General features: G+C 33.4%; 15 protein-coding genes. 11 read left to right on the top strand and 4 right to left on the bottom strand.

Translation table 11 applies throughout. The features are described from left to right. Window positions 1-69 precede the first annotated feature (69 nt). From QO182_RS07270 to QO182_RS07255, 4 genes are read right to left on the bottom strand one after another with little or no spacing between them, the layout of a single operon-like run. The gene (locus QO182_RS07270) at window positions 70-1470 is read right to left on the bottom strand and encodes an efflux transporter outer membrane subunit (protein ID WP_371560763.1); all 1401 of its coding nucleotides are present in this window, start codon (window positions 1468-1470) and stop codon (window positions 70-72) included. Then, window positions 1460-4630, bottom strand: a complete 3171-nt coding sequence (locus QO182_RS07265) for an efflux RND transporter permease subunit (RefSeq protein ID WP_371560761.1) — start codon at window positions 4628-4630, stop codon at window positions 1460-1462. The genes QO182_RS07270 and QO182_RS07265 overlap by 11 nt, the downstream gene beginning before the upstream one ends. 8 nt (window positions 4631-4638) lie before the next feature. After that, window positions 4639-5757, bottom strand: a complete 1119-nt coding sequence (locus QO182_RS07260; RefSeq protein WP_371540505.1) for an efflux RND transporter periplasmic adaptor subunit — start codon at window positions 5755-5757, stop codon at window positions 4639-4641. Between the two features lie 22 nt (window positions 5758-5779). Beyond that, entirely contained in the window at window positions 5780-6271 is a 492-nt protein-coding gene (locus tag QO182_RS07255; protein ID WP_371540502.1) for a GbsR/MarR family transcriptional regulator, read from the bottom strand. A 200-nt stretch (window positions 6272-6471) separates the two neighbouring features. Here QO182_RS07255 and QO182_RS07250 point away from each other — a divergent pair, with 200 nt between their 5' ends. From QO182_RS07250 to QO182_RS07200, 11 genes are all read left to right on the top strand, one after another. Continuing rightward, the gene (locus QO182_RS07250) at window positions 6472-7713 is read left to right on the top strand and encodes an HD domain-containing protein (protein WP_371540499.1); all 1242 of its coding nucleotides are present in this window, start codon (window positions 6472-6474) and stop codon (window positions 7711-7713) included. A 27-nt stretch (window positions 7714-7740) separates the two neighbouring features. Next, the gene (gene lpxD / locus QO182_RS07245; protein WP_371540496.1) at window positions 7741-8784 is read left to right on the top strand and encodes a UDP-3-O-(3-hydroxymyristoyl)glucosamine N-acyltransferase; all 1044 of its coding nucleotides are present in this window, start codon (window positions 7741-7743) and stop codon (window positions 8782-8784) included. After that, window positions 8777-10165, top strand: a complete 1389-nt coding sequence (locus tag QO182_RS07240; RefSeq protein WP_371540493.1) for a bifunctional UDP-3-O-[3-hydroxymyristoyl] N-acetylglucosamine deacetylase/3-hydroxyacyl-ACP dehydratase — start codon at window positions 8777-8779, stop codon at window positions 10163-10165. The genes lpxD and QO182_RS07240 overlap by 8 nt, the downstream gene beginning before the upstream one ends. A gap of 78 nt (window positions 10166-10243) precedes the next feature. After that, entirely contained in the window at window positions 10244-11029 is a 786-nt protein-coding gene (gene lpxA, locus QO182_RS07235) for an acyl-ACP--UDP-N-acetylglucosamine O-acyltransferase (protein ID WP_371540490.1), read from the top strand. A gap of 96 nt (window positions 11030-11125) precedes the next feature. Beyond that, the gene (efp, locus tag QO182_RS07230; protein WP_371540488.1) at window positions 11126-11692 is read left to right on the top strand and encodes an elongation factor P; all 567 of its coding nucleotides are present in this window, start codon (window positions 11126-11128) and stop codon (window positions 11690-11692) included. Between the two features lie 20 nt (window positions 11693-11712). Continuing rightward, on the top strand, window positions 11713-12642 hold the full coding sequence (locus QO182_RS07225) for a UDP-3-O-(3-hydroxymyristoyl)glucosamine N-acyltransferase (protein ID WP_371560759.1): 930 nt from the start codon (window positions 11713-11715) through the stop codon (window positions 12640-12642). Between the two features lies 1 nt (window position 12643). Beyond that, entirely contained in the window at window positions 12644-13006 is a 363-nt protein-coding gene (locus QO182_RS07220) for a nuclear transport factor 2 family protein (RefSeq protein WP_371540483.1), read from the top strand. An 86-nt stretch (window positions 13007-13092) separates the two neighbouring features. Continuing rightward, complete coding sequence (gene sucD / locus QO182_RS07215) at window positions 13093-13965, top strand: succinate--CoA ligase subunit alpha (RefSeq protein ID WP_371540481.1); 873 nt, start codon at window positions 13093-13095, stop codon at window positions 13963-13965. Window positions 13966-14181: 216 nt separating this feature from the next. Then, window positions 14182-14604, top strand: a complete 423-nt coding sequence (locus tag QO182_RS07210) for a hypothetical protein (protein WP_371560757.1) — start codon at window positions 14182-14184, stop codon at window positions 14602-14604. A 117-nt stretch (window positions 14605-14721) separates the two neighbouring features. Beyond that, entirely contained in the window at window positions 14722-16995 is a 2274-nt protein-coding gene (locus tag QO182_RS07205) for a T9SS type A sorting domain-containing protein (protein ID WP_371560755.1), read from the top strand. A gap of 11 nt (window positions 16996-17006) precedes the next feature. Beyond that, on the top strand, window positions 17007-19538 hold the full coding sequence (locus QO182_RS07200; protein WP_371560753.1) for a T9SS type A sorting domain-containing protein: 2532 nt from the start codon (window positions 17007-17009) through the stop codon (window positions 19536-19538).

The raw sequence follows: 19538 nt of genomic DNA, 5'->3' as shown, positions 1-19538 counted from the left end.
AAGCCACTAAGTACAATGCTCAGTGGCTTTCTTTGAATTAACAACTATTATATCTTTATTCGCAGTACTTTATTGCCATCCACCACCAAGGGCTTTGTACAATTGAATTACGGCTTTATATTGTTGGAATTTATTGTCTACTAAACTTAGTTCAGCATTTAAGGCATCATTTTTAGATGTTAATACTTCTAAATAATTTGCTAAACCATAGGTTAACAATTCATCTGAATACTTAGCCGCTTTTTTAAGTGCATCTGCTTGTTTTGTGCGAACTGTAATTTTGTACGTTTCGTTATTGTATTGTGCTAATGCATCCGAAACCTCTTTACCTGCAATAAGTAAGGATTGCTCAAATTGTAAATAGGCCTTTTCCTGATTGGCTTTGGCTATTTCAAATTTGGTTTTTACTTGCCTTTGATTGAAAATGGGTTGTGTCAACCCTGTAATAATATTAGCGAAAAGTGAGTTGGCACTAAACCATTCTTTTAAGTCGATACTTTGAAGACCTCCAGTAGCGGTGATTTTTAAACTGGGGTAAAAACCACTTTTTGCAACGTTTGTCATTTCAAAATTGGTAATCAAGTTGTATTCAGCTGCAATCACATCAGGTCTGTTTCGCAATAAATTAGCGGGAACACCTAAAGTAATAATGGGTTGCATGTTTTGAGATTCAAAAGTAGAACGCTCAATTTTTGCCGAAGGCTCATTTAAAAGTGTGCTCAGCGTATTTTCAAGAATAATCACATTGTTTTTTAAATCAGCAATGATTAATTCGGTAGCGTACTTTTGTGCTTCAGTTTGTTTAACCCCGACTTCAGTAACATTACCTGCTTTTTTTAAAGCTAGTATCGTTTCGATACTTTCGTCTCTATTGATCAAAGTTTCTTCGGCTACTTTAATTTGTGCATCAACTGAAAGTAATTGATAGTACGTACTTGCAATATCAGCAATTAATTGTGTTTTTATCGCTTGAGTGACCGCAGTCGTTTGTAGATACGCAGCATTAGTAGCGCGTTTATTGCTTCGTATTTTTCCCCATATATCAGCTTCCCAAGAAAGGTTTCCTGACAGTTGGTATTGATCTGTACTGCGATCTTGCAGGAAAGCTCCAAACTGACTGTTTTTAGATATTATATTGTGCGTCCAGTCTGTTCCCACAGATAGGCTAGGGAAGTAGCCCGCTTTTCCCTGTTTCATGGTAGCCTGTGCAGCCACAATATTTTGCATAGCAATGCGGACATCTAAATTGTTTTGTAAGCCTTTTGAAATATAGCCTTGCAAAAGAGGGTCGGTAAAAATTTTATCCCATGAAACATTTGCTAATGAAGTAGTGTCTGTTGACACTACTTCATTTCGATACAAATCTGCTGTTTTTAACTCGGGTCTTTTATAGTCTTTCGCAACAAAACACGATTGCATTACGGTTGCTGTTAGTCCTAAAAGTGCGACTCTGTATATTTTATTTTTCATTTTCTTCTTCTAAAAGTGCAACATCATTTTCTTTAGTATTTACTGGTTTTCCAGAGATACGTTCTTGTAATCCTTGAAAGATGATAAATAAAATTGGAATAACAAATACTCCAAAAATAGTTCCTACAAGCATTCCTCCAACGGCACCCATTCCGATAGAACGGTTTCCTACAGCACCAACTCCAGAGGCTAGTGCCAATGGCATCAATCCGAAAATGAAAGCTAACGAGGTCATCAATATCGGACGCAAACGTGCTTTTGCACCTTCAATAGCAGATTTTGTCAGATCCATTCCGTTTCGTCGCCTTTGTATGGCAAACTCCACAATCAAAATTGCATTTTTGGCGAGTAATCCTATCAACATAATTAAGGCCACTTGGAAATAGATATTATTTTCTAATCCGGCGAGGTTTACAAAACCAATCGCTCCTGCAATACCTACAGGAAGTGAAAGCAATACAGATAGCGGTACTAAATAACTCTCGTACTGCGCACTTAATAGGAAGTAAACAAAGATTAAACTCAACAAGAATACTCCAATGGCTTGATTACCGGCAAGAATCTCTTCCCGAGTCATTCCTGAGAATTCATAGGTATATGATTTTGGTAAATGTTGCGCGGCTACTTCTTGAACGGCTTTAATGGCATCTCCAGAACTGTACCCAGGATTAGCTTTACCGTTTATATTAACTGCTTTAAGCATGTTAAAACGAGCAACCGCCTCAGGACCATATATTCTTTTAAAATCTACAAACTGACTGATCGCTACTTGTTGACCCGCAGCATTCTTAACATAAATATTGTTTATAGACTCAAGGTTTGCACGATCTTCAGGCTTTGCCTGAATCATTACACGGTATTGTTTTCCAAACTTATTGAAATCAGTCGTATATAATCCACCATAATAGCCTTGCATGGTATTAAATATATCAGGGATAGCTATTCCCGCATCTTTGGCTCTTTCAATATTAACATCCATTTGATATTGTGGAAAATTAGGATTGAAATTAGTGATGGCATACTGAACTTCAGGACGTTTCATCAATTCCCCTAAGAATTCGTTAGTCACTTTACTAACCGTTTGCCAGTCATCGTCTCCTTTGTCTTGTACCTTCAATTCAAAACCATCGGCACTACCAAAACCTTGTACACTTGGAGGTGTAAAGAATAAGGCACGGCCTTCTTTTAATCCAGCAGTTTTAGCAAACAATTGGCCAACGACCGCATCTACAGATTGATTGTCTTCAGTACGTTCACTCCAGGGTTTCAATTTAATCACCGAAAATGCATACGAACCTCCGTTTACTCCGTTTAGCAAACTGTAACCTACAATATTCATTCGAGCTTCAACAATATCCATAGAAGCAATAATGGAGTCCAATTCTCTTACTGTCTTTGTTGTTTTTTCCAAAGTAGTACCAGGAGGAAGTGTTAAATCGGCCATGATGATACCTCTATCCTCATTTGGAATAAATCCAGAAGGAGTAATTTGGAATAATAGCACCGTAATTCCGGAAAACACTAATAAGGCAACAACAGTAATCCATTTTTTTGCAGCTAGGAAACGCAGTGATTTCACATATTTGGCATTCATTCGATCAAAATTAGTATTGAAAGCAATGAAAAAACGGTCTTTAAAATTAGCATCATGATGCTTAGAGTCTGGATGTGGTTTTAATAGTAATGCGCATAATGCAGGACTTAAAGTCAAGGCATTTACCGCCGAAATTAAAATAGCAATTGCCAAAGTAACAGCAAATTGTTGGTAAAATACTCCCGATGGACCACCTAAGAACGATACCGGAATAAATACTGCTGCCATCACTATCGTAATAGAAACAATGGCTCCAGTAATTTCGTTCATCGCAGAAAGTGTTGCTTCTTTAGCCGACGTAGCGCCCTCATCCAGTTTGGCGTGTACCGCCTCCACGACTACGATAGCATCATCGACGACAATACCAATGGCCAGAATCATTGCAAATAGCGTTAACATATTGATGGAGAACCCAAATATTTGCAGAAAGAAAAAGGTACCTACAATAGCAACCGGTACCGCAATAGCAGGAATTAATGTTGACCTAAAGTCTTGTAAGAATAGATAGACAACGAGGAAAACCAGTAAAAAAGCTTCAATTAAAGTAGAAATCACCTTGTCTATAGAAGCATCTAAGAATGTTTTAGTATTAAAAGGAATAATATAATCAACTCCAGGAGGGAAATCGACCTTTGACTCCTCTAGGATAGACATAATCTCTGTGGTAATGTCTTGGGCATTGGATCCGGAAGTTTGAAAAACGCCCATTACAACTCCCTCTTCACCCATAGCAATATTCTTAGTTCCATAATTGAAACCGCCTAACTCAACAGTGGCTACATCTTTAATTCTTAAGAAGTTTCCGTTTCCGGTAGATTTGATAATAATATTCTCATAATCTTTTATTTCCGAAAGTCTTCCTTTGTATTTAATAACGTATTCAAAAACACCATCTGCATTCTCTCCAAATTTTCCTGGAGCTGCTTCAACGTTTTGTTCTTGTAAAGCGGCCTGAATATCCTTTGGAGCCATTCCATAATTAGCCATTTTTTCAGGATCAATCCAAATTCGCATGGAGTAATCTTTCGCCCCAAATACATTTACCTGACCTACACCGCTAACACGTTGTAGTTTAGGTACCAGGTTAATTTTAGCATAATTCTGAATATAAACTTCGTCATAGGCTTTGTTGCTGGAATATAAGGCAAAAAACATCAAAGCACTATTTTGACTCTTTATTGTGGTAACGCCAGTTTGTACTACTGCAGTAGGCAACTTACTAGTGGCACGTGCCACTCTGTTTTGCACGTTTACCGCAGCAATATCCGGGTCAGTTCCTAATGCAAAATAAACAGAAATTTTAGCCGAACCATCATTTGCTGCCGAAGACGTCATATACGTCATTCCTTCTACACCATTTATTTCTTCTTCCAGTGGAATAACTACACTGTTCAGCACCGTTACAGCATTTGCTCCCGTATAATTAGCGGTAACTTGCACTGTTGGCGGTGCTATTTCGGGATATTGTTCTACGGGTAAGGACATCAATCCCAATACACCTAATATGGTGATTAGAATCGATATTACTGTAGAGAGTACAGGTCTTTCTATAAAAGTTTTTAACATCTTTGCAATTATTTTTTAGTGGTAGTTTGTGTAGCATCATTTGCTTCTACTGCATTCTTAATAGGCTCTGGTACAATTTCCATATCATCTTTTAGTTTTGAAGCACCTTCAATAACTACAACATCTCCTTCTGCAAGTCCGGCAGTTACAATGTAATTTAAGTCAGAAGTTCCATTGGTTTCTATAATTCTTGATTTCACTTTGTTTCCTTTTTCAACAGCATATACAATTTGTTTTCCTTGTACTTCAAAAACAGCTTTTTGGGGTATCAGAATAACATTGCTTTGTACAATTGGTAAACGAATGATTCCGCTGCTTCCACTTCTTAAAATCCCTTCAGGGTTTTTAAATTCAGCTCTAAACTCTGTAGTACCCGTAGTTGGATTTACTAATCCGTTCATGGTAGCTATTTTTCCCATTTGGTTGTATTCTGAATCGTCCACTAATATTAGGCTGACAGCAGGTGCTGACTTTAATTTTTCGGCAGTAGTGGATCCTTTAAATGTCTTATTAAAGTACAATACTTGTTTTTCATTCATAGAAAAGTAGGCACGAACAATTTTCGTGTCTGATACTGTTGTCATAGGCATTTCGCTAGTAGGGTTTACTAAACTACCTTCTTTAAAGGGTAAACTTCCGATGACTCCATTTACGGGAGAATAGATGGTTCCGTAACCAATATTTGCAGCAATACTTCCGTAGGCACTTTTCGCTTGGGCTAATTTAGCTTTGGCTGTCGCCAATTGTACGTTACTGATGATATTTCTGTCTACAAGTGGTTTTAAACGATCCACTTCAACTTGCGCCGCTGCAACCATTGCTTTTGCAGCCGAAGCATCTTGATTTAGCATTTGCGTTTCTAATTTGAATAAAAGCTGCCCTTTTCTAACCACTTCACCTTCGTCAATATATATCTTTTGTATAAATCCGCTTACTTTAGGTCTGATTTCAACATTTTGTTGTCCTTCAAGATTAGCCGTAAAGTCCTGGTATACGGTGGCATCTTGCATTACTACCTCTTGTACGGGAAAATTTGCGGGTCCTTGCACTGCAGGTTGTTCTTCTTTCTTGCCACATGAGGAAAGTAGCAGCGAAAAAGCTATTATAGATAATGAAATTTTTTTCATTTTTGTTTAATTTGATTTATTATTAATTACTATTAATGGATTCTATTATTTTAAATTTGGCTATGGTTTTCATAAGCAACTCTTCCACTTCGCTAATGTGAATTTTATACGCTTTTACATTCTCTAAATTGCATTTTTCTTCAGGACAGGAAATTGTTTTTTCACGATATTGAAGCATTTTATCAATTACAAATTTTTCCGACTCGAGCATTTTTTTGTAATTCAATAGTCGTTCACTCAAAGGAGCTGCTCTAAAATATTTCTTTCGATCACCCGCTACGGTGAAATAGTATATTTTCTCCATTTTTAGTAGTAAATTTAAATTGGTAGATATCGAGCTTTTGCTGGCAGATAATTTTTCGACTATAGACTCAAAGGTCAATCCCGATTTACATCCATCAATAATCAGTAAGCCTAAAATTCTCGCCGCTAAAGGCGATATATTAAATAAAGACTCAAAATGAATACCGGATAGCTCAATGATTTCCTCTCTCTCTTTTTGTATGCTGTCCATATTTTTTTTGCAAAGGTACAATTGGTTCGTAAAATACCGAACCAATCGAACTTAATGTTAAGTTAATTTTATCGAAATTCATTAATTCGTGGAAATCAATTCAAAAAAAAATATTTTCAGCGACAATCAACCATAAGAAAAACACTTTCATAACTAAAATCTATTTTACCTATCTTTGTTGACCTAAAAACAATCTTATAGTGAGTCAAATCAATAAGCTTAAAATATTCAATGATCCTATTTATGGGTTTATCACCATCCCTAATGCTTTAATTTACGATTTAATACAGCATCCTTATTTTCAACGCTTAAGACGTATTTCGCAGATGGGATTATCGTATCTGGTTTATCCAGGTGCTAATCATACTCGATTTCATCATGCTTTAGGTTGTATGCATCTAATGCAAAAGGCAGTTGATGTATTGCGTTTTAAAGACATTGAAATTTCTAAGGAAGAAGAAAATGCACTATATATCGCTATTTTATTACACGATATTGGGCACGGACCTTTTTCTCATGCAATGGAAAGAAGTATTGTTGAAGATGTTCATCACGAGGAAATCTCCTTATTGTTTATGCATCAGTTAAACGCTGAGTTTAATGGGCAACTCGATCTGGCTATAAAGGTCTTTAAAGGAGAATATCATCGTTTGTTTATGTTACAGCTAATTTCCAGTCAACTGGATATGGATCGAATGGATTATCTGAAACGTGATAGTTTTTATTCAGGTGTAGCAGAAGGAAATGTGAATTCAGAGCGACTGATTCAAATGATGAATGTCGTGGATGATGTTTTAGTTATCGAAGAAAAAGGAATTTACTCTGTTGAAAAATTTCTAATGTCCAGAAGACTAATGTATTGGCAAGCATATTTGCATAAAACCAGTTTAGTGGCTGAATTAATTTTGACCAGAATCCTGAAACGTGCAAAAGAATTAACATTAAAAGGAATGATTTTACCTTGCAGCGAACCTTTGCGATATTTTCTAGAGCATAAAGTTACCATGGATACATTTGATGCGCAAACTTTAGATTTATTTTCTCAACTTGATGATTTTGATATTATCAGTGCGTTAAAAGGATGGCAGCGTAATGGTGATTTTATTTTGTCTTCATTGAGTAAAATGATAATCAATAGGGATTTACTAAAGATAAAATTAACCAGTGAAAAAGTAGAGTTGCAAGATTTACAGCCTTTAAAAGAACGCTTTGCATTAGAAAATAATATTACTATACAGGAAACTAATTATTTTATTTTTAAAGGAAAAATAAAAAATCAGGCTTATAGTAAGGAAGCGGAACCGATACGAATATTGAAAAAAGACAAGACGGTGGAGGATGTTATTGAATCTTCTGATCAGTTGAATTTAAAATCATTATCTAAATCAGTAACCAAATATTATATCTGTTTCCCAAAACAACTTGTGGAAATGAACATTTAAAATCTATTTTTTTATATTTTTGTGGCAATGAAATTTACAGCAGAACAAATAGCGGGGATATTAGATGGTGAAGTTGTTGGGAATCCCAATGCTGAAGTGTATGAGCTATCTAAGATTGAAGAAGGAAAGGACGGTTCACTTACTTTTTTATCAAACCCAAAATACAATAACTACATATATAGTACTGAAGCTACAATTACGATTGTAAATAAAAGCTTTACTCCAGAGTCAGACTTAAAGACTACAATGATAAAAGTAGATGATGCTTATATGGCATTTTCTAAATTATTAGAGTTTTATGATCAAGCTAAAGCTAGTAAAAGCGGAATAGAACAACCGTCTGTTATAGCAGAAAATGCTAAATATGGCAGTAATTTATATTTAGGTAGTTTTAGTTATATAGGCGCAAACGTGATTTTAGGTGATAATGTCAAAATTTATCCTAATTGTTTTATAGGTGACAATGTTGTCATTGGAAATAATGTCACTATTTTTGCCGGTACTAAAATTTATGAAAAAACAAGAATAGGAAATAATTGCGCCATACATTCTGGCTCAGTTATAGGGGCAGATGGTTTTGGCTTTGCGCCAAATCCTGACGGCACTTACAAAAAAATTCCTCAAATAGGGAATGTTATTATAGAAGACGATGTAGATATTGGTGCTTGCACCACTATAGACAGAGCTACAATGGGATCAACTATAATAAGAAAAGGAGTGAAACTGGACAATCAAATTCAGATTGGACATAATGTTGAAATAGGTGAGAACACGGTAATCGCCGCTCAAACTGGCGTTGCAGGTTCGACTAAAATTGGTAGAAACGGAATGATTGGTGGTCAGGTTGGTATTTCAGGACATTTATCCATTGGGAATAATGTTAGAATACAAGCGCAATCAGGTGTTGCAAGAAACATAAAGGATGATGAAATCTTGCAAGGAAGTCCAACATTTGGGTATAACGATTACAGTAAATCCTATGTGCACTTTAAAAATTTACCGAAAATCGTTGCAGAATTAGAAGAATTAAAAAAACATATAATAAACCAAAAAAACGGGAATAATGGTTAAACAGAAGACTATAAAGACAGAAATCTCGCTTACAGGAGTCGGATTACACACAGGTAAAGTAGTTACAATGACTTTCAAGCCTGCTCCAGTAAATAATGGTTTTACTTTTGTCAGAGTAGATTTAGAAGGACATCCTGTTGTTGAAGCAGATGCAAATTACGTTGTAAATACACAACGAGGAACCAACTTAGAAAAACTTGGAGTAAAAATACAAACACCAGAACATGTGTTAGCAGCCTTAGTAGGTTGTGATTTAGATAATGTCATTGTAGAATTGAATGCTTCAGAGCTGCCTATAATGGATGGTTCATCTAAATATTTTGTTGAAGCCATTGAAAAGGCAGGAATTGAAGAGCAAAATACAAAACGTAATGTTTATGTAGTGAAAGAAGTTATTTCATTTACGGACGAGGAAAGCGGAAGCGAAATTTTAATTATGCCAAGTGATCATTATTGCGTTACTACCATGGTCGATTTTGGAACTAAAATTTTAGGTACTCAAAATGCCACGATGAAAGGTATTTCTGAATTTAAAAAAGAAATCTCTGAGTCTAGAACATTTAGTTTTCTGCACGAATTGGAATCATTATTAGAAAATGGTTTGATTAAAGGGGGCGATTTAAATAATGCTATTGTATATGTAGATAAAGAAATATCTAAGGCTACAATGGAGAATTTGAAAGTTGCTTTTGGTAAAGAATCAATTAATGTAAAATCAAACGGGATATTAGACAATCTTACATTGCATTATCCTAATGAAGCAGCAAGACATAAACTACTTGACGTAATAGGTGATTTGGCTTTAATTGGTACAAAAATACAAGGTAAAGTTATAGCCAATAAACCAGGGCATTTTGTAAATACACAATTTGCTAAAAAAATGGCTAAAATCATAAAAATCGAACAAAGAAATTATGTTCCTGTTTATGATTTAAACTTAGAGCCGTTGATGGATATACACAAAATCATGGCTGTTCTTCCTCATAGACCTCCATTTTTATTGATTGACAGAATAATTGAAATGTCTGAAAGTCATGTGGTAGGAATGAAAAACGTTACAATGAATGAAAATTTCTTTGTTGGACATTTTCCGGAAGCACCAGTAATGCCAGGGGTATTGATTGTAGAAGCAATGGCACAAACCGGAGGGATACTTGTACTGAGTACAGTTCCAGATCCTGAAAACTACTTGACTTATTTCATGAAAATTGATAACGTTAAGTTCAAACAAAAAGTATTACCGGGAGATACCCTAATTTTTAAGTGTGATTTAATTACACCTATACGAAGAGGAATTTGTCATATGCAAGCAAACGCTTATGCTAATGGTAAGTTAGTTGCAGAAGCTGAGTTAATGGCTCAAATTGCCAAAAAGCAGTAAAATGAAAGTAGGTAAAAAACCTGAGATGAACTATTTCAAGGTTTTTATTTATATATATAAATTATAAAAAAAAAGTAGATGAATCAACCCTTAGCATATGTTCATCCTGGCGCGAAAATCGCCAAAAATGTTGTTATTGAGCCTTTTACAACAATCCATAATGATGTAATTATTGGAGATGGGACTTGGATAGGATCTAATGTTACCATTATGGAAGGTGCAAGAATTGGAAAAAATTGTAATATATTTCCTGGTGCAGTTATATCAGCTGTTCCACAGGATTTAAAATTTGGTGGAGAAGAATCACTAGCAATTATTGGTGATAACTGTACAATCAGAGAATGTGTGACAATCAACAGAGGAACTGTAGCATCGGGACAAACAGTCATTGGTAACAATTGTTTAATAATGGCTGCTGCCCATATTGCACACGATTGCCGTGTTGGTAATAATGCTATTATTGTTAATGGTGTTCTTTTAGGAGGACATGTAACTATTGGAAATCATGCTGTTATTGGAGGATTAGCTGCTATTCATCAATTTATTAGTGTTGGTGATCATGCCATGGTTTCAGGTGGTTCATTAGTAAGAAAAGATGTACCTCCATTTACTAAAGCTGCTAAAGAACCTTTATCGTATGTAGGAATCAATTCAGTTGGATTGAGAAGAAGAGGTTTTACATCTGAAAAAATCAAAGAGATACAAGAGATTTATAGAATTTTATATCAAAAAAATTACAACGTTACTCAAGCTTTAGGAATTATCGAAGCAGAGATGGAAGCAACTCCAGAACGAGATGAAATCATCGATTTTATTAGAAATTCGTCACGTGGTGTAATGAAAGGTTATACAGGAAATTACTAAATAAAGTCAGTACTTAGGTATTTAGATCTTAGACTCAAAAAAAATAATTAATATAAATTGCTAATAGCCGAAAGCTAATAGCCAAAAGAAAATAAAATGGCATCTACATCAGACATCAAGAACGGATTATGTATTAAGTACAATAATGACATATACAAAATTATAGAATTTCTTCACGTTAAACCTGGAAAAGGACCTGCTTTTGTTAGAACTAAATTAAGAAGTTTAACAAATGGAAAAGTATTGGACAATACATTTTCTGCGGGACATAAAATTGAAGAAGTACGAGTAGAAAACCATAAATTTCAATATTTATATCCAGAAGGAGATGATTTTCATTTCATGAATACGGAGACTTTTGAACAAATATCTTTGAACAAGAACATATTAGATTCACCAGATTTACTAAAAGAAGGAGAAAATGTTATGGTAAGTATCAATACAGAAACTGATTTACCTCTTTCTGTAGATATGCCATCATCTGTAATTCTTGAAGTTACTTATGCTGAGCCAGGAATAAAAGGAAATACAGCTACTAATGCTACTAAATCAGCTACAGTTGAAACAGGGGCTACTGTAAATGTACCTTTATTTATAAATGAAGGAGATAAAATTAAAATTGATACAACATCAGGTTCTTACATGGAACGCGTAAAAGAGTAAATAATTTTCTAATTTAAATTATGAAATTTCCAAAAGTTTACGCTCTACAAGAAATTGCCACTATTATAAACTGTGAATATATTGGGGATGCTAATTTTTTAGTATCCGGAATGAATGAAATTCATGTGGTAGAAAAGGGTGATATTGTTTTTGTAGATCATCCTAAATATTATGATAAAGCTTTAAATTCAGCGGCAACTATTATTTTGATTAACAAAAAAGTAGATTGCCCAGAAGGAAAAGCATTATTGATTTCAGAGGATCCATTTAATGATTTCAACAAATTAACTAAATACTTTAAGCCTTTTGAGTCTTCAAGTGTTTCTATTTCTACTACAGCTAAAATAGGGCAGGGAACTGTAATTCAGCCTAATGCGTTTATTGGTAATGATGTTGTAATAGGAGAAAATTGTTTGATTCATGCTAATGTTGCGATTTACGATAACACCGTAATAGGAAATAATGTGATCATCCACGCAGGAACTGTTCTTGGTGCTGATGCATTCTATTACAAAAAACGAGAAGACGGATTCGACCAATTGCTTTCAGGTGGTAGGGTGGTAATAAAAGATAATGTGGGCATTGGAGCACTTTGTACAATAGACAAAGGGGTTACAGGTGATACCATCATTGGCGAAGGAACAAAAATTGACAATCAGGTTCATGTAGGTCATGACACTGTAATTGGCGAAAAATGTTTAATTGCATCACAAACTGGAATAGCAGGTTGCGTTATTATTGAAGATGAAGTCACGATCTGGGGACAGGTAGGAACTACTAGCGGAATTACGATAGGTAAAAAAGCGGTGATTATGGGCCAAACAGGTGTTACTAAATCTGTTGAAGGCGGAAAATCCTATTTTGGCACCCCCATAGAAGAGTCTAGAGAAAAATTAAAACAACTGGCCAATATTAAAAAAATACCAGATATTTTAAATAAATTAAAATAATATGACAGCAAAGGAACTCGTTCAAGATTTTTACAAATCAGATGCTCTAATTAACAGTACCACTATGAAAGAATATTTGCACTCTGATGTTACGTTGGATTGGAATAGTAGTAAGGGTTTTGTCCAATTGGATTATGACTCTTTAGTAGATCTTTCCGAAGAGTTGGGTAGAGCTTATGTTCGCTCAAAGATCAGGATTAGTCATATTATTGCCGAAAATGATATGATTAGTGTACGCTATTCTCATTTTGTAAAAACAATTGAAAATCCGAGAGAGGAGATGTTATTGGCGCATTTTATAGCAATTTGGGAAATAAAAGACAATAAATTATATAGAGGTTATCAAATGAGTCAATTATCATAATATATTTTGATAAGAAAAGGCCACAAAATAATTTCAAAACCTTACTTTTGCAACACAACTTATAAAAATCACATAAAATATATATCATGAGTGTTTTAGTTAATAAAGATTCCAAAATAATTGTTCAAGGATTTACAGGAAGTGAAGGAACTTTCCATGCTTCTCAAATGATCGAGTACGGAACAAACGTTGTAGGTGGTGTAACTCCAGGAAAAGGGGGAACAACTCATTTAGATCGTCCTGTTTTTAATACTGTACAAGATGCAGTAGAACAAGCAGGTGCTGATACTACTATTATTTTTGTACCACCCGCTTTTGCTGCTGATGCAATAATGGAAGCTGCTGATGCAGGAATAAAAGTTATTATCGCTATTACGGAAGGAATTCCTGTAGCTGATATGATCAAAGCAAACGCTTATGTTAAAGAAAGAAATGCTAGGCTAATAGGACCTAACTGTCCAGGAGTTATTACTCCGGGTGAAGCTAAAGTTGGTATCATGCCAGGTTTTGTTTTCAAAAAAGGAACTGTAGGTATTGTTTCTAAATCAGGAACATTAACGTATGAAGCAGCTGACCAAGTAGTAAAACAAGGTTTAGGTATTACTACTGCAATTGGTATTGGAGGAGATCCTATCATTGGAACTACTACGAAAGAAGCAGTTGAGTTGTTAATGAATGATCCAGAAACAGAATGTATTGTAATGATAGGTGAAATAGGTGGACAACTAGAAGCAGATGCTGCTCACTGGATTAAAGCCGATGGTAACCGTAAACCAGTTGTAGGATTCATTGCAGGAGTTACCGCTCCAGCAGGTCGTACAATGGGTCATGCAGGTGCTATTGTAGGTGGAACTGATGATACAGCAGAAGCTAAAAAACAAATCATGAGAGAATGTGGAATACACGTAGTGGATTCTCCAGCTGAAATTGGTAAAAAAGTAAAAGAAGTTTTAGGATAGTCATCTATTTTAAAACTAAAATATAAAAAGCCTCACATTTGTGAGGCTTTTTTATTATAAAATAGAATTAAAGAAATACCTTTGCACTTTATTAAAAACAGCTATTTTACCGCTTTAACTTTAATAATAATAAATAGGAACGAATGGTTTAGATAATCCTCACGATTTTGTGGGGTATTTTTTTGAGGAAGCCAATTCAAATAAAAATAAAACAATATGTATAAGGAATTAAAAAAATTTAAAGTTAGCGACAAATTTTCATTTGCTGCAGATGACAGTTTAGAACAAGTTTGTAATGCTTCAGAAGGAAGTGGCGTGTTTTTAGTGTATGCAGTAGCAGAAGAAAAAGAGTTGATCATGGTAGGTTCTACAGGAACAGTACAAAATGACGGAACTTTGAAAATTAAAAATGGTGGTCTAAAAGAAAAGATTGTTGAAGGGCACCAGTTTGCAAAAACAGGAAGAAAATATTCTTGGCCTGCGCAAATGAAAAAAGAAGACATCAGCTTGTTAGAAGTTGTTTGGTGTGAAACATTCAATGATGATACTAAAGGTATTCCTACTGCTGTAGAAGGACAAGTTTTACAAATTTTCTTAGATGAAAATGGTAGATTACCAAGATGGAATGTAGCTTTCTAGTCAATTTCATAAATCATATATTTTATAAAAAAAGCTTTACTTCGGTAAGGCTTTTTTTGTAGGAAAATAATTTATTACTAATTGATTTCTATATATTTGATTACTTTAATTTATGAAATGAAAAAACTTTACTTTTTACTTATTGGATTTTGTTTTTTTGGAAGTGTTAATGCTCAGGTTATTGATATACCAGATGTCAATTTTAAGAAAAAATTACTAGAAGCAAGTGTAGACAGTTATATTGCAACCAATGTTGATGGTAAAGGAATTAAAATTGATAGCAATAATGATAATGAAATTCAAAGAGACGAAGCTTTAGCAGTACAAGGACTTAGACTCGATGGTGCCGGTATTTCTAATTTTGATGGTTTAGAATATTTTATAAATATTGAAATTTTAGAATTCAATTTTAATAAAATGACAAGCTTTGATGCCAGTAAATTTACCTTTCTAAAAGAGCTCAATTGCTTTGGAAATGAATTAAATAATTTGAATTTGAAAGGTTTGAAAGATCTTGAGACTTTGAATTGTTACGGAAATAAATTAGAAACATTAGACCTATCTGGATTAACTAATTTAAAATTTTTAGATTGTAATAACAATAATATTACGCATTTGGAATTTACAGACAATTCTAATATTGGATATATTAATTGTTCTGTAAATCCGATTAAATCTTTAGATGTATCAGGACATACCAAATTAATTTCTTTGTTATGTATTATGAATAATTTAAGTGCAATTAACTTATCAAACTGTACCTATTTGTCTCAGTTAGATTGTTCTGATAATAAAATTACCACACTTGATCTTTCAAGTTGTTATAATTTATCTCAACTTAACTGCAACTTTAATCTTCTCGAATCCTTATATATTAAAAATAATTTTACATCAAACTACAATTATTATATTAGTTTCAATCCAACATTAAAATATATATGTGCAGATGATAGTGAAGTACTCGATTTTCAATATAGGGCTAATAATTTAGGTTATAACTGCACTGTAAACTCCTATTGTTCTTTTACACCGGGCGGAGTTTCTTATACAATTAAAGGAAAATCTAAAGTAGATACAGATAATAATGGTTGTACTATAAATGATGCTGTTTATAAAAATTTGAAGTTTAAAATAACTGACGGGACCAATACAGGAAATTTTATTTCAGATTCCTCTGGAAATTATTCCATTCCTATTCAAGCAGGAAGTCATACAGTCACTCCAATTATTGAAAACTCCAATTATTTCAACATTTCGCCAAATGCTGTAAATGTTACTTTTCCAGCAGAAACGAGTCCATATTCTCAAGATTTTTGTGTTACTCCAAATGGTGTTCATAACGATTTAGAAGTGACGATTATACCACTTATTCCAGCAAGACCAGGATTTGACGCAACTTATAAAATCATATATAAAAATAAAGGAACAACGATGCAATCCGGTTCGGTGGTTTTAACCTTTAATGACGAAGTATTAGATTACGTTTCTGCGACACCAAATTTTGATAATCAAATTACCAACAAACTAACTTGGAATTATTCTGACTTACAATCTTTTGAAACTAGAGAAATCAATATTACGTTAAACGTAAATTCACCTATGGAAACCCCTGCAGTGAATAATGGAGACCGATTGAGTTTTAATGCCTTAATTACTCCTATAACTGGGGATGAAAAACCAGTAGATAATTCATTTGCTTTACGCCAAACTGTGGTGGGGTCATTTGATCCTAATGATAAAACCTGTCTGGAAGGAGATGTGATCACTCCTGAATTGATAGGGGGGTATGTACACTATTTAATCCGTTTTGAAAACACAGGAACCTATCCTGCTGAAAACATTGTAGTGAAAGATTTAATTGATTTATCTAAGTTTGATATTTCAACTTTAGTACCAACAAAAGCCAGCCATGAGTTTGTGACTAAAGTATCCGATGGAAATAAAGTGGAATTCATTTTCGAGAACATTAATCTTCCTTTTGACGACGCTACAAATGATGGTTATATAGCTTTCAAGATTAAAACATTGCCAACGCTGGTTACTGGGGATTCTTTTACCAATGAAGCCAGTATTTATTTTGATTATAATTTCCCGATCCTGACTAATAAAGCAACATCTACTTTTAAAACGCTAGGAACTCAAGATTTTGAGTTTTCAGATTATTTTAGCGTATATCCAAATCCAGTAACTGACATTTTAAATATTGGAACAAAAAATACTATTCAACTAAAGACCATGGCGATTTATGATATGTTAGGACAATTAGTTATTGCCGTTCCAAATGCTCTGAATAGTTCAAGAATAGATGTTTCAAAATTATCTAAAGGTAATTATTTCTTGAAAATGAATACTGATAAGGGAACATCCAACTTTAAATTTATTAAAAAATAAAAATCCAATTTATGAAGCAAATCTACTTTTCGGTTTTCTTATTATTCATATTTACTTCCATTCAGGCTCAGATTGTTACTATTCCAGATGTTAATTTTAAAAATAAATTACTTTCATCAAATAGCACAAATTCGGTTGCATACGATAGTAATTTTAATTTATTAAAAATAGATGCTAATAATAATGGCGAAATTGAAGTCGAAGAAGCATTAAAAGTAAATAGGCTGCAAATTGATAATTCAAATATTTTTGATTTTTCAGGAATTGAGAAATTTACTAATTTGAAGTATTTATACTGTTCAAATAATAAGGCAACAACTTTAAATGTTTCAGGTTTAAAAAATTTATATTTATTGGATTGTGAAAACAATATGTTGTCACAGTTAATTACTTCAAATTGTTCCAATCTATTTGATCTTAAGTTAGGAAATAATCCACTAACATCATTAAATTTATCAGGTTGTAGTTCAATAGTAGCATTAAACTATTTTGGTTCAAAATTAGAAGATTTAAATGTTACAGATTGTGTTGGGTTATTTACGTTAAATATTGGAAATAATTTATTAAAGACACTTGATTTGAGGACATTATCTTCCCTTACAAATCTAAATGTAAAAAATAATAAATTAGAAAATATTCTTTTTAATGAAACCGAGAGTGTCCTGACTTATATAAGTTGCTCGGGAAATTTGCTTGCAGATATTAGAATTTCAAATATGCCATATTTGACTGAAATAGATTGCTCCTTTAATAAAATCACTGCAATAACTTTGAGGAATTTGCCAAAGTTTACTACTATAAATTGCGTAAATAATCAATTAGTAACTTTAAATATTGAGAACACAAAAATTTTGGAGAATATATATTGTAGTAATAATCTACTTGAAACTATTGATTTGACTTCATTCTCAATGTTAAGACGATTATATTGTGACAATAATCAATTAAAAACAATTAATGCCAATAATCTAAGTCGTTTAGAAGTTTTTCATTGTAGTAATAATAATATTGGTTCATTATTTTTAAAAAATGGAAGTTATGAATATGATACCGATTTTAGTAACAACCTAAATTTGGAATACATATGTACAGATGAAGGTTTGGAAGCTTCTGCCTTTCAAAGATTAATTGATACCTATGGTTATAAAAATTGTGAAATTAATTCGTATTGTAATTTTAATCCAGGAGGAATTTTCTTTGAGATGCAAGGAAAAATTATTTTAGACAGCAATAAGGACGGATGTAATGCTTCGGATTTTGGGTATTCAAATTTAAAGTTTTCCGTTTCAGATGGAAATGGGGTGGGTAATGTTATTACGAATGCATTAGGTAAATATTACATTCCTGTGCAGAAGGGAAATTACACGATCACTCCAATCCTTCAAAACTCAAATTATTTTACAATTTCACCAACTTCAATGTCTATTGCTTTTCCATTGCAAACCAGTCCTTATAATCAAGATTTTTGTGTCACTCCAAATGGTGTTCATAATGACTTGGAAGTAAGTATTTTACCACTGATTCCAGCAAGGCCAGGATTTGATGCTACTTATAAAATCATCTATAAAAATAAAGGAACAACGATGCAATCCGGTTCGGTGGTTTTAACCTTTAATGACGAAGTATTAGATTACGTTTCTGCGACACCAAATTTTGATAATCAAATTACCAACAAACTAACTTGGAATTATTCGGACTTACGATCTTTTGAAACTAGAGAAATCAACATTACGCTAAATGTAAATTCTCCTATGGAAACTCCTGCAGTGAATAATGGAGATCGTTTGAGTTTTAATGCTTTGATTAATCCTGTAACCGCTGATGAAAAACCAGTGGACAATTCATTTGCTTTACGCCAAAGTGTGCTGGGGTCTTTTGATCCTAATGACAAAACTTGTTTAGAGGGAGATGTTATCACTCCAGAATTGATAGGGGAGTATGTACATTATTTAATTCGATTTGAAAATACAGGAACCTATCCTGCTAAAAACATTGTAGTGAAAGATTTAATTGATTTAAGCAAATTTGACATTTCAACTTTAGTACCAACAAAAGCCAGTCACGAATTTGTGACTAAAATATCCGATGGTAATAAAGTGGAATTCATTTTCGAAAACATTAATCTTCCTTTTGACGACGCTACAAATGATGGTTATATCGCTTTCAAGATTAAAACATTGCCAACACTGGTAACTGGAGATTCATTTACTAATGAAGCTAATATTTATTTTGACTATAATTTCCCAATCCTGACTAATAAAGCGACATCTACTTTTAAAACGCTAGGAACTCAAGATTTTGAGTTTTCAAATTATTTTAGTGTGTATCCAAATCCGGTAACTGACATTTTAAATATTGGAACAAAAAATACTATTGAATTAAAATCAATTTCGATTTATGATGTTTTAGGACAAATAGTTATTGCAGTTCCAAACGCTCAGAATATTTCAAAAGTGGATGTTTCAAAATTAGAGACTGGAAAGTATTTCTTAAAAATGAAAACAGATAAGGGAACATCCAACTTTAAATTTATTAAACAGTAA

The organism is Flavobacterium sp. Arc2, from assembly GCF_041431385.1.
GTDB lineage: Bacteria > Bacteroidota > Bacteroidia > Flavobacteriales > Flavobacteriaceae > Flavobacterium.
The sequence above is the reverse complement of the archived record's forward strand: the minus strand, read 5'-3'. Positions and strand labels throughout refer to the sequence as shown.

Coding starts and splice junctions, on each gene's coding strand:
- QO182_RS07270 (WP_371560763.1), bottom strand. CDS start 1,470: ATGAAAAATAAAATATACAGAGTCGCACTTTTAGGACTAACAGCAACC.
- QO182_RS07265 (WP_371560761.1), bottom strand. CDS start 4,630: ATGTTAAAAACTTTTATAGAAAGACCTGTACTCTCTACAGTAATATCG.
- QO182_RS07260 (WP_371540505.1), bottom strand. CDS start 5,757: ATGAAAAAAATTTCATTATCTATAATAGCTTTTTCGCTGCTACTTTCC.
- QO182_RS07255 (WP_371540502.1), bottom strand. CDS start 6,271: ATGGACAGCATACAAAAAGAGAGAGAGGAAATCATTGAGCTATCCGGT.
- lpxD (WP_371540496.1), top strand. CDS start 7,741: ATGAAATTTACAGCAGAACAAATAGCGGGGATATTAGATGGTGAAGTT.
- QO182_RS07240 (WP_371540493.1), top strand. CDS start 8,777: ATGGTTAAACAGAAGACTATAAAGACAGAAATCTCGCTTACAGGAGTC.
- lpxA (WP_371540490.1), top strand. CDS start 10,244: ATGAATCAACCCTTAGCATATGTTCATCCTGGCGCGAAAATCGCCAAA.
- efp (WP_371540488.1), top strand. CDS start 11,126: ATGGCATCTACATCAGACATCAAGAACGGATTATGTATTAAGTACAAT.
- QO182_RS07225 (WP_371560759.1), top strand. CDS start 11,713: ATGAAATTTCCAAAAGTTTACGCTCTACAAGAAATTGCCACTATTATA.
- QO182_RS07220 (WP_371540483.1), top strand. CDS start 12,644: ATGACAGCAAAGGAACTCGTTCAAGATTTTTACAAATCAGATGCTCTA.
- sucD (WP_371540481.1), top strand. CDS start 13,093: ATGAGTGTTTTAGTTAATAAAGATTCCAAAATAATTGTTCAAGGATTT.
- QO182_RS07210 (WP_371560757.1), top strand. CDS start 14,182: ATGTATAAGGAATTAAAAAAATTTAAAGTTAGCGACAAATTTTCATTT.
- QO182_RS07205 (WP_371560755.1), top strand. CDS start 14,722: ATGAAAAAACTTTACTTTTTACTTATTGGATTTTGTTTTTTTGGAAGT.
- QO182_RS07200 (WP_371560753.1), top strand. CDS start 17,007: ATGAAGCAAATCTACTTTTCGGTTTTCTTATTATTCATATTTACTTCC.